Origin of the sequence: Kitasatospora sp. NBC_00039 (genome assembly GCF_045160625.1) — a bacterium.
GTDB lineage: Bacteria > Actinomycetota > Actinomycetes > Streptomycetales > Streptomycetaceae > Kitasatospora.
In genome coordinates this window covers 4496988-4510990 of the sequence record NZ_CP108289.1, presented here as the reverse complement: position 1 = coordinate 4510990, position 14003 = coordinate 4496988, and the positions used below count along the sequence as shown (strand labels likewise).

Sequence of the window (14003 nt, the reverse complement as noted above, 5' to 3'; positions counted from 1 at the left end):
CGCGCCGGGCTCAGCCCAGGTCGGGCGCGAGCAGCGCGCGGACGCCCTCGATGTTGGCCGCCAGGTAGGCGCGCAGGCTGGGCGGGACGACGTTGACCGAGGTGACGCCCTCCCGGGTGAAGGGCAGCCGGACCACCTCGTACTCCCCGTTGGGCTCCTCCACCTCGGGGCCGTGCCGCCGGGTGAGGTCCATCGAGGCCAGCCGGCAGACGAAGAAGTGCTGCACCTTGACCCCGTGCGGGTGGAGCACGGTGCCGTCGTCGACGGGGGTCCCCCCGCCCGGAGGGTGGGGGTGGGTGTGGCTGACGGTGTCGACGAAGGCGGGGACGACGCCCACCACCTTGCCGCCGAGCTCCTCGTCCACCTCGCGGTGCAGGGCGTCGACCACGGTGCGGTCGCCATCCTCGACGCCGCCGCCCGGGGTGATCCAGTACGGGTGCGGGGAGCCGGGCCGGGTCCGTTTGATCAGCACGATCGAGGCCGGGCCGTGCGGGTCGTCCGGGTCGATTTCCAGCAGGATCGCCCGCGCGGTGCGTTTGACGACGGGGCGGGGCGGGGTGCCCATGGCGACCTCCGGGGCTGGAGCGTTGTGCGGGAGTCTCCCGCAGGCCGCGGGGGCCGAAACACCGGGGCATGCGGGTGCGTCCGTCAGGGGAGTGCTCACGGCGGCGATGGATCTGGGATAGTGAAGATGAGCGTTATGCAGATCATGCAATTATCGGCAAAGTCTGAACTTTTGCCTTTGATTCCAAGGAATTTACCGATGGAACGGTGCGAGAGTGATTGCAGCCGCGCGCTCCCTGTGCTGCAATGAGCCGCTATCGGGCGAATCGGAGCACCTCACTCCGCATGCCCTGCTGTGCAATGACTCGGGCTGGGGGCTGGGTGTGGCCATGGATCAGATCGCAGACCGCACGACACCGTCGCGCACGGGCCGGCAGCCCAGGGCCGTCTCCCCACCCGTCGCCCAGGCCGGCCGGTTGGCCGCCGTCGCCGGGCAACTGCCCCGCAGTGTCGGCGCGATGAACCCGTCCTCCGTCCTCTGACCCTCCTCGTGCCCCATGGGCCGCCCACCCCGATCCCCCTCGTGCACCATCGGAAAAAGCACACCTTGTCCACTGCGTCCCCGGGCATGGACGATGAGGACGGAACGGGGAGAGGTAGCGCAGAACCGTCAAATCGGCCGCACGGCCCGCACAGCCGCACTCCCTCCCATGTCAGCGAACTGCACATGCCGGGCCACCCGCGGACCCACGGCCCGCACTTCCCGGCAGAACGAGAGGTACTGGCGCCATGCAGCACAGCACGATCCAGGGCCACCTGCTGATGAACCTGGTGGTCTCCCCCGAGCTCTCCTTCCGCATCGTGGTCGACCTCGGCTACGACCCCGTCGACCCGTACGCGCTCCGGTGCACCTTCCACCTGCCCGGCGACGAGCCGGTCACCTGGGTCTTCGCCCGCGAGTTGCTGCTCGACGGGATCAGCGGGCCGGCGGGCGAGGGCGACGTGCACATCCACCCGGTCGGCGAGGAGCTCTCCGAGGTCTGCATCGTGCTGCACTCCCCCGGCGGGGACGCCGTGCTGCGCGCCTCCGCGCCCCCGTTGATCGCCTTCCTGGCCCGCACCGACCGGCTGGTGCCGATGGGGCAGGAGCTCACCGGCGGCGAACTCGACGCCCAGCTCGCGGACATCCTCAGAGGGTGTGAGCGGTGACCGGTCGCCCGGCCGGAACGGCGGAAGGGGCCCGTACCCGGTGAGAACCGGGTGCGGGCCCCTTCGCACGGGGCGCTGCTCGTACGGGCCGCCACGGGCGGCGGCTCAGTCGTCGTCGCCGAGCGCGAGGTTGAGGCCCCAGGAGACCAGGCTGATGATCAGCGCGCCGAACAGCGCGGCCCAGAAGCCGTCGACGTGGAAGTCCAGGTTGAGCTTGTCCGAGGCCCAGGAGGTCAGCCAGAGCATCAGGGCGTTGATGACGAAGGTGATCAGCCCCAGGGTGAGGATGAACAGGGGCAGCGAGAACAGCTTCACCACCGGCTTGATGAGCCAGTTCACCACGCCGAAGACCAGTGCCACGGCGATCACCGTCAGGGTCTTGTGCTGCCAGTCGTCGCCGGTCAGCGTGATGCCGGTGACGATCCAGGCGGCCACCCAGATGGCGGCCGCGTTGATAAGTGTCTTGATGACGAAACCCTTCATGGGGCCAGCGTCGCAGGCCGGTCGGGCGGGGGGAAGGTCTGGACCGGCATGTTTGGTGTTGAATGCCCCAGGACCCGGGCCAGGACGAGGAAGGCGCCCCCGATGAAGCTGTTCCGGCTGGACGAACTGGACGCCGAGCGCGCCGCCAACGACGGCGCCTATCTGCGCTTCCTGCGCGAGCCGCGGATGTCCGCCGGCCTCTACGCGCTCTCCCCCGGCGACACCGATCCGCAGACCGCGCACGCCCAGGACGAGATCTACCAGGTGATCAGCGGCCGGGCGGAGTTGACCGTCGGCGACGAGACCACCACGGTGGCCCGCGGGACGGTGGTCTACGTCCCGGCGGGCGTGCCGCACCGGTTCCACCACATCACCGAGGAGCTGCGGGTGCTGGTGGTGTTCTCCCCGCCCGAGGACTGAACGGATCCGCGCCCGAGGACTGAACGGGTCCCCGCCCGAGGACTGAACGGCTCCGCGGCCGGGGGCGGCGGCCCGGTTAGGGTCGGGGTATGAGCCTGAGCCTGACGGAAGAACTCTGGGCGGCGATCGAGCCGGTCTACGCCAAGATCCTCGACCACCCCTTCATCGGCGGTCTCACCGACGGCACCCTGCCGCGCGAGGCGTTCCGCCACTTCGTCGTCCAGGACTCGCACTACCTGCGCGACTACGCCCGCGCGCTCGCCGTCTGCGCAGCCAAGGCGCCCGGCGAGGAGGACGTGCGGGCCTTCGCCGACGACGCGGTCGGCGCACTGGCGGCCGAGCAGGGCATGCACGCCGACTTCATGACCGCCTTCGGCGGCAGCGCCGAGGCGGCCGCCGCCGAGCCGGTGCTGCCCACCACCCGCGCGTACACCAGCTACCTGCTGGCCACCGTCTACGGCGGCTCCTTCGCGGAGGCCGTCGGCGCGGTGCTGCCCTGCTACTGGATCTACGCCAGGGTCGGCGGTGAACTGCTCGCCAAGGGCTCCCCCGACCCGCTGTACGCCAAGTGGATCGCCACCTACGGCGACGAGGCGTTCCAGTCCGTGGTGCGCCGGGTCCTCGCGCTCACCGACCGGCTCGGCGAGGAGATCTCCCCGGCCGAACGCCGCCGGGTGGTGGAGCACTTCACCACCACCTCGAGGTACGAGTGGATGTTCTGGGACGCCGCCTGGCGCGGCGAGACCTGGCCGGTCTGACCTCGTTCCCTCCCCGCGGCCGCGGGGAGGGAACGCACAGGTGCGGTCAGCCCGCGACGAAGACGCCGGTGAGGTCGGCGATCACGTGGGTGTAGCCGTCGTTGTTGTAGACCTTGACGAGTCCGCCGTCGGTTCTGGTGGTGACGGAGTTGGCCACGGTCTGGCCGGCGGTGAAGTTGAGGGTGGACGTGTCCGGCCTGGACACCGCGGCGGCGGGGTACACCGTGAGGTGGCCGTCGGTGGTCGGCTCGGTGGCGGTCACGTTGAGGGCCGCGCCCATGAGGTGGTTCTGGACCACGGGGACGGTGCGGGTGCCGCCGGGTTCCAGGGGCGTCGAGCTTCGCGTGTCGTACGCCCGGACCGGGGTGGTGAGCGCGCTGAACAGCCCGGCGCCGGAAGGGCCGTAGAAGCCGACGAGGTCGACGACGACGTCCACCGAGCCGACGTGGTTGAAGATGTCGATACTCCCGTCGGCGCCGACCGGGACCACGACCTGGTTCGCAACGGTCCGTCCCGAGGCGAAGTTGACGTTCGAGCCCACGTACGGCCGCTCCCTGCCGGTCGGGTAGACCGTCAGGTAGCTGTCGGCCGACCCCTCGGTGGCGGTGACGTTGAGGATCACCGCGTGGGCGTCGGCCGTGCCGAGCTCCGGCTTGGCGACCTGGACCGAACGGACGCCGCCCCAGCCGAGCCGGCCGCCGTCGGTACGGCTGTCGACCAGCCGCGAGGGCGTCAGGGGTGCGTACTTGTCGGCCGCACCGGGCTGGTAGTAGCCGACCACGTCCAGGACGACGTCGGTGGTGCCGACGTGGTTGTAGACGGTGATCGCCGGATTGGTGCCGGGGGTGACCGCGACGGTGACCAGGTTCGACACCGTCGTGCCGGCCGTGAAGTTGAGGCTTGAGGTGGCCGGGACGGTACCGGGGTGGCCGGCCGCGCTGAGCGAGAGGTAGCCGTCGGCGGTCGGGTCGGTGGCGGTCACGTTGACCACCACCGCCGTCGTGTCGGCGGGCACGACCGGGTAGGTGGCCGGCGGCATGTGCGAGCTGAACGCGACGAGCGGGGTCGTGTAGTACTCGTCGGGGTTGAGCGGCCGCTGCTGGCCGTTCGGGACGAACAGGGCGTCCCGGGTGTCCAGTACCCGGGTCGGGCTCATCCCGGTGAAGCCGGCCGGGGTGGTGAGGTCGTCCGCCGGGGCGGCGACGACGGCCGGGGCGGCGAGGGCGGCCGGGGCCGCGAGGACGGCGGGCCCGGTGAGGACCAGTGCGGTGAGGACGGCGAGGGCGGTGGCGTGTCTTGCGCGCATGCGGACTCCCCCTGCGACGGCAGCCTCCGGCTTCGACCCGGAGGTCTCTGCCTAGGTAGACCGACGGGCGGGGAAAAGGTTGTGGGGCTCGGGCGAACATTTACCCGGGCCGCGCTGGGCGGCCCGCCCCCACCGGGTGAACGGGCCGCCGGGCCGGTGCCGCAACCGGTCAGCCGGTGGTGAAGTAGCCGGTGGCGTCGACGAGCAGGTGCGTGAAGCCCGCGTTGTTGCGGAACCACACGGCGCCGTCGGAGCCCTGCACCACGGTGGTCTCGGTGGTGACGCCGTTGGCGACCGTCCGTCCCGCCGTGTAGTCGAGGTAGCACGGCCGCGGAGAGCGAGGGTCGAACACGCATGACGGGAATCCCCTCGGACAGCGACCTCCGAACTCCCCCCGGAGGTCCGTGTACTGAGAGACGTGTGACCCGCCGGTGGGTTGCTGCCGGTTTCGAAGATCTTTCCGGGGTGTTCCCGCGCACATTCCGAGGGTTTCCCCCCGGGGCGGGGTCAGGGGCGATCTCCGGGTTCTCTCCGGGCCGTTGGCTCTCGTTCCGGCACTTGCGTCCCCGTACGATCGAAGTATCGAAAGCAAGCGGGATGCGGCACCGGACGGCAGCCGGCCCGAGGGGAGAGAAGGAACGGACATGGCTGAGTTCTGGAAGTCGCTGCCCTCGTGGGTGCGCAACATCGTGGTCCCGGTGCTGGTGCTGATCCTGGCCTGGAACGTCATCGGATTCGTCTTCGGCGTGGTGGGCGCGCTGCTGAGCCTGGCCTTCAAGCTGCTGGTGGTGGTCGGGATCGCCGCCGCCGTCGTGATCCTCGTGAAGAAGGCCGCCAAGAGCTAGCCACCGGCCCTTCGGACGCCCGTACCCCCTCGGCGGGGGTGCGGGCGTCAGTCGTTCGCGGGCACGCCGGTGCGGGCGGCCCGGTCGAGCAGCAGCACCGTGTCGAGGTCCCAGAACGGCTGCCAGCGCTGGGCGCGGGCGCGGGAGAGGTCGAGGGTGACGCTGTGGGCGAGCTGGTCGACCGCGTACGGGGTCAGACCGGGGAGACGCCCGGTCCGGGCGGCCAGCCGGGCCAGCGGTGCGGGCACGTGGCCGATCCGCGCCCGGACGCCGTACGCGGCGAGCACCCTGCGGACGGCGTCGTCGCGCCGGTAGTGCCGGCCGTCGGCGATGTTGTACGCCCCCGGCGTCCAGGCGGTGCGACCGGTCAGGCCCAGTGCGGCCAGGCAGGCGTCGGCGAGGTTCTGCACGGCGGTGAGGCTGATCCGGACGTCGCCGCCCGGGAGCAGCAGCAGACCGCGGCGGGCGCGGGCCAGCAGCTGCGGGGCGAGGTGCGGGTCTCCCGGCCCGTAGACGGCGCGCGGGCGCAGCACGACGGCGCCCGCCGCCAGTGCGATCCGTTCACCGGCCGCCTTGGTGCGCCCGTACGCGTTGAGGTGGCCGCCGTCGGTGGGGTGGTGCTCCGTGACGGACTCGCGGCCGATCCGGGGGTCGTAGACGCTGGCGCTGCTCACCCAGACGACCGGGCGGCCGGCGGCGGCGCGCATCAGGCGTTCGGTGCCGGTGACGTTGACGGCGTACTGGCCGGCCTCGTCGGGGGAGCCCGGGGGCAGGTCGGCGACGGCTGCCGCGCAGTGCACCACCACGTCGACGCCGGTCAGGTCCGGCTCCTCGACGGTGGCGTCCCAGCGGACGTGCCGGCCGACCGGGCCGGGGGAGCGGCCGTAGCAGTGCACGTCGAGGCCGAGCGCGGCGGCGGCGAGGGCGACGTGCGAGCCGCAGAAGCCGCCGGCGCCGGTGACGGCTACCCGCATCGGCCGGCTCCCGCGCGGACGGTGAGCTCCGCGTAGCCGGGCAGGGCGGAGCGGCGGTCGACGCGGGCGCGGGCGACCACCGGGCGGTGGGGGGCGAGGGCGAGCAGGAGGTCGGTGAGCTGGGCGCGGGCCAGGCCGGCGCCGGGGCAGGCGTGCGGGCCCGCGCCGAAGACGGCCTGGGTGGCGGACGCGGTGGTGGCGGGGGCGGTCCGGTGGGCCTGGGCGGCGTGCCGGGCGACCAGGACCAGCCGGTCGCCGGCCCGGACCGGGCAGCCGGCCACGATGGCGTCGGCGGCGGCCACCCGGGGGAGCAGCGGTGAGGGGGCGGTCAGCCGGAGGAGTTCGGCGGCCAGCCGGGGTGCGGTCGCGGCGTCCACGGCAGGCCAGAGGCCGGCGTCGGCGCACCAGGCGGCGGCCCGGGGGAGGGCAGCCACGGTGGTGTTGACGGCGGCGACGGTGAGCATGGCGTGGAGCGGGTCGGGGAGCAGGGCCGTGAGTTCGGCCGCGGCTGCGGTGGCTGCGGTGGCGGCGGTGCCGGCGGCGGCGCGGCGGCCGGGGAGGCGCGGGCCGGGCAGGTGATCGCCGGCGGCGGCCGCGGCGGCCTCGGCGGCGGCCCGGGCGAGAGTGCGCGGGCCGGCGTCGGAGCCGGTCAGTGCGGCGGCCGTCACGCCGGCCAGCTCCCGTGCGAGGTCGACGAGTTCGAGTGAGCCGGCGGCGAGGTCCGGGACGCGCTCGGCGAGCACGGCCTGCCAGCGGGGGCGGATCCGGTCCAGCGCTCCCCCGGCCAGGTCGGCGGCCAACTCGCGGCGGGCGGAGCGGTGTTCGCCACCCTCCTGGTCGAAAAGCAGCCCGCCGTCGGTGAGTTCGGCGGCGGCTCCGCCGGTGGTGCCGGGCGCGGTGCGGTCGAGCGGGACGCGGGTGAGTGCCTCCCGGTAGGCATCGGTGCCGTGCACCAGGACGGTCCGGCCGAGCCGGACGACCGGGCGGCGGCGGGTGCCGCAGAGCAGCGCGAACAGGACGGGATGGCTGCGCAGGTAGACCCGGCGGTCGCGCCGGCGGGCGGCCCGGGAGGAGGCGGCGGTCAGGAGGGAGGCGACGGTCGCGGCGGAGGCCGTGGCCACGGCGGAGGCGGTGGTGGTCGTGGTGGAGGCGGTCCTCATGCGGTCAACTCCCGTGCGCAGTAGGCCGAGGCGGCCGTCCGGTCGGGCTTGCGGGAGCGGCCGGCCAGCGGCACCTCGCCGAACAGCACCGCGTCCGGGCGGGCGGATCCCATCCGGTCCAGCGGGCCCTGCAGCGCGGTGCGCAGCCCGTGCGGGTCGGTGCCGGGGCGGGGCTGGACCAGGGCGACCAGCCGTTCGTCACCCGGTGCGCCAGCGCGCGGGACGCCGACCAGGACGGCGAGTTCGACGCCGGGCAGGTGCAGTGCCGGCTCGTACAGGCCGGGGTAGATGTTCTCGGCGCCCCGCAGCACCATGTCCTTGAGGCGCCCGGCGAGCACGATCCGGCCGTCCGGGGCGAGGGCGGCGCGGTCGCCGGTGCGGACCCACGGGTCGGGCTCCTCGCCGAGGTAGCGGTGGCGGGCGCCGGGGCCGGCGAGCAGCAGTTCGCCGTCCGGGCCGAGGTCGGTGCGGACACCCGGCAGGGGTGCGCCGACGAGGTCTCCGGGGCCGGTGAAGGCGCTCTTCTCGGCCTCCTCGACGGCGGCGGCCGGGAACAGCTCGGTGAGCGCGTACACGCCCCAGGCCTCGTCGGCGCCGGCCTCCTTGACCCGGCGCAGCAGGGCGGCGTCGGCGGGCGCGGAGCCGGTCCAGACGCGGCCGTGGAAGCGCGCCCCGGAGCGGAGGGCGGCGCGCAGCTGGGGTGGGGTGAGGTAGGTCTGGGCCGGAGCCGACCGGGTGAGCTGGCGGGCCAGTGCGGCGGGCGTCCGGGAGGGGAGGGCGACGGTGGCGCCGGCGGCGAGGGAGGGGACGAGGACGAAGAAGGTGCCGCCGAGCACGGTCGTGCCGGGGCGGGGGCCGACCAGTTCGGTGACCGTCCGCAGGCCGGCCGCCAGCCCCTCCCGGGTGTGGACGACGGCGCGCGGGCGGGCGGTGGTGCCGGAGGTGAAGACGATCACGGCGTCGGTGTCGCGGCCGCCGGTGCGGGGTGCGGGAGTGGTGGTGGCACCGGTCCGCAGCCGGGGCGCGCAGCCGGGCAGCCGGCGGCCGAGGGTGGCGACCGGGCCGAGTGAGGTCAGCCGGGGCAGGGCGAGATCGGCACGGCGTGCGAGCGGACCGGCCCAGCCGGCCACCGCCTGGGCGGCGGCGTCGGCGAGCACCAGGTCGGGCCGGGCGAGGGCGAGGCGGGCGGCGAGGACGTCCGGCCCGGCGGCCGGGTCGAGGACGGCGATCCGCAGGCCGAGCCGGTGCGCGGCCAGCATCACGGCGAGTGCCCTGGGGCCGGGGCGGACGGCGACGCCGAGGGTGGCGCCGTCGGTGAGGCCGCGGGCGTGCAGGGCGGCGGCGTAGACCTCGGCGAGGTCGGCGAGTTCGCCGCGGCGGATCCGGACCCTGGCCGCGCCGGTGCGGGTGTGGTGCAGCACGGCGGGCCGGTCGGGGTGGACGGTGCGCAGGGCGTGGGCGAGCCGGTCGAGCACGGTGTGTCCTCAGCGGAGCGGGATCGGTGGGCGGGCGGTGGCCGGGCGCTCGGTGGGCGTTCGGCGGGCGGCCGGCGGCGCCCGGCGGCGGTTCAGCGGACGTCGGCGGAACGCGGGCCGGCGCCGCGCTCCAGGTACCAGCGGGCGGTGCCGACCACGCCGTACGCGCGGATCCGGCGGGTGGAGTTCTGCACCACCATGTCGCGGCGGCGGACGATCGCGGTGGTGTGCCGGCGCACCCGGTTGATGAACATCCGGTCGGTGGGCGAGGGCCGGCGCGGCATCCCGCCGACCGCCTCGTACAGCTCGGCGGTGATCGCCATGTTGTTGCCCGCGTGCATCCGGTACGGGGTGAGGTAGCCGTGCCGGCGGCGGTGCGCGGGCCGGATCCGGCCGAAGAGCGCGCCGGCCGCGACCAGTGCCAGGAAGACCGCGCGCCCGGCCGGCCCGTGCTCGTCCCGGCGGGCGGTGACCCGGCCGCAGACCAGGCCGCGGGCTTCGAGCATCCCGGCCCGGGCGGCGGCCGTCCAGCCGGGTTCGGGCAGGCAGTCGGCGTCGGTGCGAGCGAGCAGGGTGGCACCGTGCGCGATGGCGTGCCGGAAGCCGGTGTCGATCGCCGAGCCGACCCCCTTCTCCAGCTCGACCAGCACCTCGACCGGGAACGGCGCCCGACCGGCGAAGGCCCGGACCTTCGCCACGGTGGCGTCGGTGGAGCCGTTGTCGGCCACCAGCAGGGTGAACTCCCGGTCCAGCTGGGCGGCGAGGGCGTTCAGCGTGCCCTCGATCCGGGCCTCCTCCTGGTAGGCGGGGACGACCACCCACAGGTCGGTCATGACGCCTCCCAGACCATCGTCATCAGGCTGACGCCACCGCCGAGGCCGATCAGCAGCACCTTGTCTCCCTGCTCCAGCTCCGGTCGTATTCGGTCGAGTTGGACACCGATGGTGGCGCTGGCGATGTTGCCCAGCTCCGGCACGGTGAGGACCAGCTTCTCCGCGGGCACCCCGGTCAGCTCGACGAAGCGCTCCAGGTACGGGACGGTGACCTGGTGCACCAGCACCCGGGCGTAGTCGTCCCAGCCGAGGCCGGTGCGGGCCGCCACCCGGGTCAGGATGGCGCCGCCGATCTTCTCGAAGACGCCGCGCAACTCCTTGCCACCGCCCCGGAAGTAGCTGTACTCGTCGCCGCGCGGGTGGCGCGAGCCGCCGCCGGGGATGCCGCCGGCCTCCCAGTGCTCGGAGGCGGTCTCGGTCTCGACGTCGAGGATGCCGCCGCGCTCGACGGCCTCGACGACGACGGCCGCGCCGGCGTCCCCGAAGGTGTAGCCCGCGAAGCCGTCGCGGAAGTCGGCGAGCCCGCCCGGGTCTCGGCGCATCGCCCGGCTGGGCGTCTCGCCGGTGACCACCAGGGCGCGCCGGGCCCGGCCGGCCAGGATCATCGCGCGGGCCAGGTCGATCCCGTTGAGGAAGCTGTTGCAGGCGTTGCTGACGTCCAGCGCGTGGGCGTGCGAGCCGAGTTCGGCCTGGACGAGGTGGGCGGTGGCCGGCTCGCAGATGTCCCGGGTGGCGGAGGCGTAGAGCAGCAGGTCGATGTCGTACGGGTCCAGGCCGCGGGCGTCGAGGGCGCGCCGGGCGGCGCCGACCGCCAGCGTGGAGGCGTACTCGCCGTCGGCGGCGAAGTGCCGGGTGACGATGCCGGTCGCCTTCTCGAACATCCGCTCCGGCAGGCGGAGCCGGCCGCCGGCCGTGACCTCGTCCTGGAGCTGCTGGGAGGTCAGGCGGAGGGTGGGCAGGTGGGATCCGACGGCGGTGATGCCGATCCGCGCGGTGGCTGCTGGGTGCATGCCTCCATGCTCCGGCGGGCAGCGCAGCGCCCACCTGAGTACGGGTACTCAGGTGGGCGCGGGCGGGCTACTCGATCGGGCGGGCCGTCCGGTCGGACGGCCCGCCCGCGGGGCGCTACATGTTCTTGTAGTACCCGAAGAGGTCGGCGATCACGTGGGTGGAGCCGGCGTTGTTGTAGAGGTCGAAGCGGCCCTGGCCGTCCACCGGGACGGTGGAGTGGTTGGGCACGTCCAGGCCCGGGGAGGCGTTGAGGTTGCTGGTGTCGGGGCGGGCCGAGCCGGTGGCCCAGGCGATGAGGTGGGTGTTCGTGTCGGTCTCGGTGGCGGTCAGGTTGACCGCGGCCGCGACGGCGCCGGCCGGCACGCCGGTCACGGTGCGGGTGCCCCCGGGGCCGAACTTGGCACCGCCGCCGTCACGGGAGTCCAGCAGCCGGCTCGGGACGACCGGGGTGAACCGGCCCCGGGCGTTGGGGCTGTAGTAGCCGAAGACGTCCACGATGGCGTGGGCGCTGCCGGCGTGGTTGTAGATGTCGACGGAGCCGTCACCGCCCACCGGGACGACCACCTGGTTGGGGATGTCCCGGCCCGGAACGGTGTTGAGGTTGGAGCCGTTCACGGGGAGCGGGGAGCCCGCCGGGTGGACGGTGAAGTAGCTGTTGGCGGTGGACTCGGTGGAGGTGACGTTGAGGACCACCGAGGTCGCGTCGGCGGGGACGCCGCCGACTCCGGCCACCTTCAGCCGGCGGGAGGAGTCCGGGCCGAGGGGGGCGTTGGTGCTGCGGGTGTCCATCAGCCGGGCGGGCGTGACCGGCTGGTACCACTGGTTGCTGGTCGGGTCGAAGTAGCCGAGGACGTCCCCGACGACGTGCACCGATCCGGCGTTGTTGCGGATGGTGACCCGGCCGTCGGGGCCGACCGGGACGGTCACCAGGTTGGCGACGTCCTGGCTGGGGCCGAAGTTGACGTTCGAGGTGATCGGCCGCGTCCCGCCGGTCGGGTAGGCGCTCAGGAAGCTGTCCGCGGTGCCCTCGGTCGCGGTCAGGTTGAGGACGACCGCCGTGGCGCCGTACGGCACCAGGGTCGCGCCGCCGTTGGCGACGGGGTGGCGGACGTCCAGGTCGAGCGTCTCTCCGGCGCCGAGCTTGTGGTTCTGGGCGCCGGCCCAGCGGGTGTCGAGCACCCGCGTCGGGGAGAGCGCCTTGAAGCCGGCGGGGTCGTAGTCGACGGTGACGGGGAGGTTGCCGCTGCGGCTCTGGCCCGAGTCGTCGGTCACCGTCACCTTGATCGTGTGCCCGCCGGGCTGGGCGAAGGCGTGGTACGCCTTGCCGGTGGTGTTGGTGACGGGCGTGGTGCCGTCGCCGAAGTCGAAGGTGTAGCCGGTGATCGCCCAGGGCGAGGTGGTGCCGGTGGCGTCGGCCTCGAAGCCGAGCGAGTCCTGGATGTTGTTGACGCGACCGGTCAGCAGCAGGTTCATCTGACCGTCCTGGGTCACGCTGACCGGCGAGTCGACGGCGTCGGTCTTCCGTCCGCCGCGGCCGTCGATGACGGTGACCTTGGGGGTGTAGCCGCCGGCCTTGGTGTAGGTGTGCCGGACGGTCTTCTCCGGGGTGGTCACCGGCGCGCTGCCGTCCCCGAAGTCGAACGTGTACGTGAGCGCGCTGTGCCACTTGTCGTCGGCCACGGCGGTGAGGTCGACCGTCAGCGGGCCGGGGCCGGTGGGCTCCGGGTGGACGGTGCCGGCGGCCTTCAGTTCGACGCCGAGCAGGCCCTGCACCTCGTACGCGCCGCGGTCGCGGAAGCCGCCGTTCGGGCCGCTGTTGGCGACGAGCGGGTGGTCGGTGGCGTAGTTGCCCGCCAGGTCGACGTTGCCGCGGGGCGGCACCGGGTCGCCGGAGTCGATCACGGAGCTGCTGTTGTCCAGGGTCGGGACGGCGAGCGGCAGGAAGGCGTTCTCGAAGGTGACCGCGGCGTTGTTGTCGTGGGCGCCCTGACCGGTCGCGGCGAGCAGTTCGGCGGCCGACTGGTAGCCGGTGCCGGCCCAGCTGTAGGCGGGCAGGCCCTGGACGGGGTGGACGACGTTGTAGTCGACCTTGGCGTCGGCGGCGGCGCCCGCCGAGAGCGACACGCTCGACCCGTTCACGATGTTGTTGACGACCGCCGAGCCCGTGGAGGCGCCGTTCAGCGAGAGGCCCATCGTGATGCCGTTGGTCAGCGTGTTGTTGGTGACGGCCGTGCCGGTCGCGTCGGTGACGTCGATCGCGGTGGCGGTCGACTGGCTGAACTGGTTGGCGGAGACGGTGGTGAACCGCGCACCGGCGCCGACCGAGAGCCCGCGGGTGTGGTAGAAGACCGACCGGGTGACCGTCACCGCCTCGCTCTGGCCCTTGACGGCGACCGCGGGCGCCGGCGGCCCGGCGGTCTCGACGGTGTCCTCGAACCAGTTCTCGGACAGCTCCACGCGGGCCGAGCCGGCGATCTCCGTGTGCGCCAGGCCGATACCGGTGATGACCACGTCGTGGACGTTGGTGAGCCGGATCGGGGTGCCCGAGGACGGCGTGATCGACGGCTGCTGGTAGGCGCTCAGCGGAGCCAGCGTGCTGCCTCGGAAGGTGATCGGCTTGCCGATCTCGCCGGAGCGGGTGATGACGAGGTCCCCGAGCTGCTCGCTGTTCGGGGCGAGTTGGACGGTCTGTCCGGGCAGGGCCGCATCGGCGGCCGCCTGGACGCTGCAGTACGGCTTGGCCGAGGTGCCGGTGCCGTGGTCGTCGCAGCCGGCGGACCGGCCGTTGTCGACGTAGAGGACGGTGGCGGGCTCGGCCGCGACCGCCGGGAGCGGCAGTCCGACGACTGCGGAGACCACGGCGGCGCTGACGCCGACGGCATGACGAAGGCGCACTTTGTGCTTCCCCCTGGCTTGTGAATGTCTGTTGCTGCTCGACGCGTTCGTCACCTGCACCCGTGGGGCGGTGGAGAAGTATCTGCGGAGCAGTTGTGAGCATTATGGTGCCAGAGGTGATCGTTTCAGT

General features: G+C 73.5%; 15 protein-coding genes. 5 read left to right on the top strand and 10 right to left on the bottom strand.

Features of this window, described 5'->3' with window-relative positions:
• Positions 1-10: 10 nt before the first annotated feature.
• Entirely contained in the window at positions 11-565 is a 555-nt protein-coding gene (locus OG286_RS19940; RefSeq protein ID WP_396322941.1) for an NUDIX domain-containing protein, read from the bottom strand.
• Between the two features lie 328 nt (positions 566-893).
• On the opposite strand from OG286_RS19940, the gene OG286_RS19935 reads away from it, so the two are divergent.
• Both OG286_RS19935 and OG286_RS19930 read left to right on the top strand, forming a co-directional pair.
• Complete coding sequence (locus OG286_RS19935; RefSeq protein WP_396322940.1) at positions 894-1046, top strand: hypothetical protein; 153 nt, start codon at positions 894-896, stop codon at positions 1044-1046.
• Between the two features lie 247 nt (positions 1047-1293).
• Positions 1294-1713, top strand: a complete 420-nt coding sequence (locus tag OG286_RS19930) for an SsgA family sporulation/cell division regulator (RefSeq protein WP_396322939.1) — start codon at positions 1294-1296, stop codon at positions 1711-1713.
• Between the two features lie 105 nt (positions 1714-1818).
• On the opposite strand, the gene OG286_RS19925 is transcribed toward OG286_RS19930, so the two are convergent.
• Positions 1819-2196 (bottom strand): phage holin family protein, encoded by a 378-nt coding sequence (locus OG286_RS19925; protein WP_396322938.1) that lies wholly within the window; start codon positions 2194-2196, stop codon positions 1819-1821.
• Between the two features lie 102 nt (positions 2197-2298).
• On the opposite strand from OG286_RS19925, the gene OG286_RS19920 reads away from it, so the two are divergent.
• On the top strand, positions 2299-2616 hold the full coding sequence (locus OG286_RS19920; RefSeq protein WP_396322937.1) for a cupin domain-containing protein: 318 nt from the start codon (positions 2299-2301) through the stop codon (positions 2614-2616).
• Between the two features lie 89 nt (positions 2617-2705).
• Positions 2706-3374, top strand: a complete 669-nt coding sequence (gene tenA, locus OG286_RS19915) for a thiaminase II (RefSeq protein WP_396322936.1) — start codon at positions 2706-2708, stop codon at positions 3372-3374.
• A gap of 46 nt (positions 3375-3420) precedes the next feature.
• Here the strand turns inward: tenA and OG286_RS19910 are convergent, their stop codons facing one another.
• Together OG286_RS19910 and OG286_RS19905 are read right to left on the bottom strand one after the other, a co-directional pair.
• Positions 3421-4680 (bottom strand): hypothetical protein, encoded by a 1260-nt coding sequence (locus tag OG286_RS19910; RefSeq protein ID WP_405365639.1) that lies wholly within the window; start codon positions 4678-4680, stop codon positions 3421-3423.
• Positions 4681-4849: 169 nt separating this feature from the next.
• Positions 4850-5032: an N-acetylmuramoyl-L-alanine amidase gene (locus tag OG286_RS19905; protein ID WP_405360630.1), complete on the bottom strand. Its 183-nt coding sequence runs from the start codon at positions 5030-5032 to the stop codon at positions 4850-4852.
• Positions 5033-5324: 292 nt separating this feature from the next.
• Between OG286_RS19905 and OG286_RS19900 the strand changes: the two genes are divergently transcribed.
• Positions 5325-5525 carry a DUF5326 family protein gene (locus OG286_RS19900; RefSeq protein ID WP_396322933.1) on the top strand — a complete coding sequence of 67 codons (201 nt, stop codon included), beginning with the start codon at positions 5325-5327 and terminating at the stop codon, positions 5523-5525.
• Positions 5526-5572: 47 nt separating this feature from the next.
• On the opposite strand, the gene OG286_RS19895 is transcribed toward OG286_RS19900, so the two are convergent.
• The 6 genes from OG286_RS19895 to OG286_RS19870 form a co-directional block, all read right to left on the bottom strand.
• The gene (locus tag OG286_RS19895) at positions 5573-6499 is read right to left on the bottom strand and encodes an NAD-dependent epimerase/dehydratase family protein (protein WP_405365638.1); all 927 of its coding nucleotides are present in this window, start codon (positions 6497-6499) and stop codon (positions 5573-5575) included.
• Positions 6490-7659: a cytochrome P450 gene (locus tag OG286_RS19890; RefSeq protein ID WP_405365637.1), complete on the bottom strand. Its 1170-nt coding sequence runs from the start codon at positions 7657-7659 to the stop codon at positions 6490-6492. The genes OG286_RS19895 and OG286_RS19890 overlap by 10 nt, the downstream gene beginning before the upstream one ends.
• Positions 7656-9134 (bottom strand): class I adenylate-forming enzyme family protein, encoded by a 1479-nt coding sequence (locus tag OG286_RS19885; RefSeq protein WP_405365636.1) that lies wholly within the window; start codon positions 9132-9134, stop codon positions 7656-7658. Before OG286_RS19885 ends, OG286_RS19890 begins: the two co-directional genes overlap by 4 nt.
• A 92-nt stretch (positions 9135-9226) precedes the next feature.
• Positions 9227-9967, bottom strand: a complete 741-nt coding sequence (locus OG286_RS19880; RefSeq protein WP_396322929.1) for a glycosyltransferase family 2 protein — start codon at positions 9965-9967, stop codon at positions 9227-9229.
• Positions 9964-10977 (bottom strand): 3-oxoacyl-ACP synthase III family protein, encoded by a 1014-nt coding sequence (locus OG286_RS19875; RefSeq protein WP_405360639.1) that lies wholly within the window; start codon positions 10975-10977, stop codon positions 9964-9966. Before OG286_RS19875 ends, OG286_RS19880 begins: the two co-directional genes overlap by 4 nt.
• Before the next feature lie 115 nt (positions 10978-11092).
• Entirely contained in the window at positions 11093-13873 is a 2781-nt protein-coding gene (locus OG286_RS19870; RefSeq protein WP_405360641.1) for a PKD domain-containing protein, read from the bottom strand.
• Positions 13874-14003 lie beyond the last annotated feature (130 nt).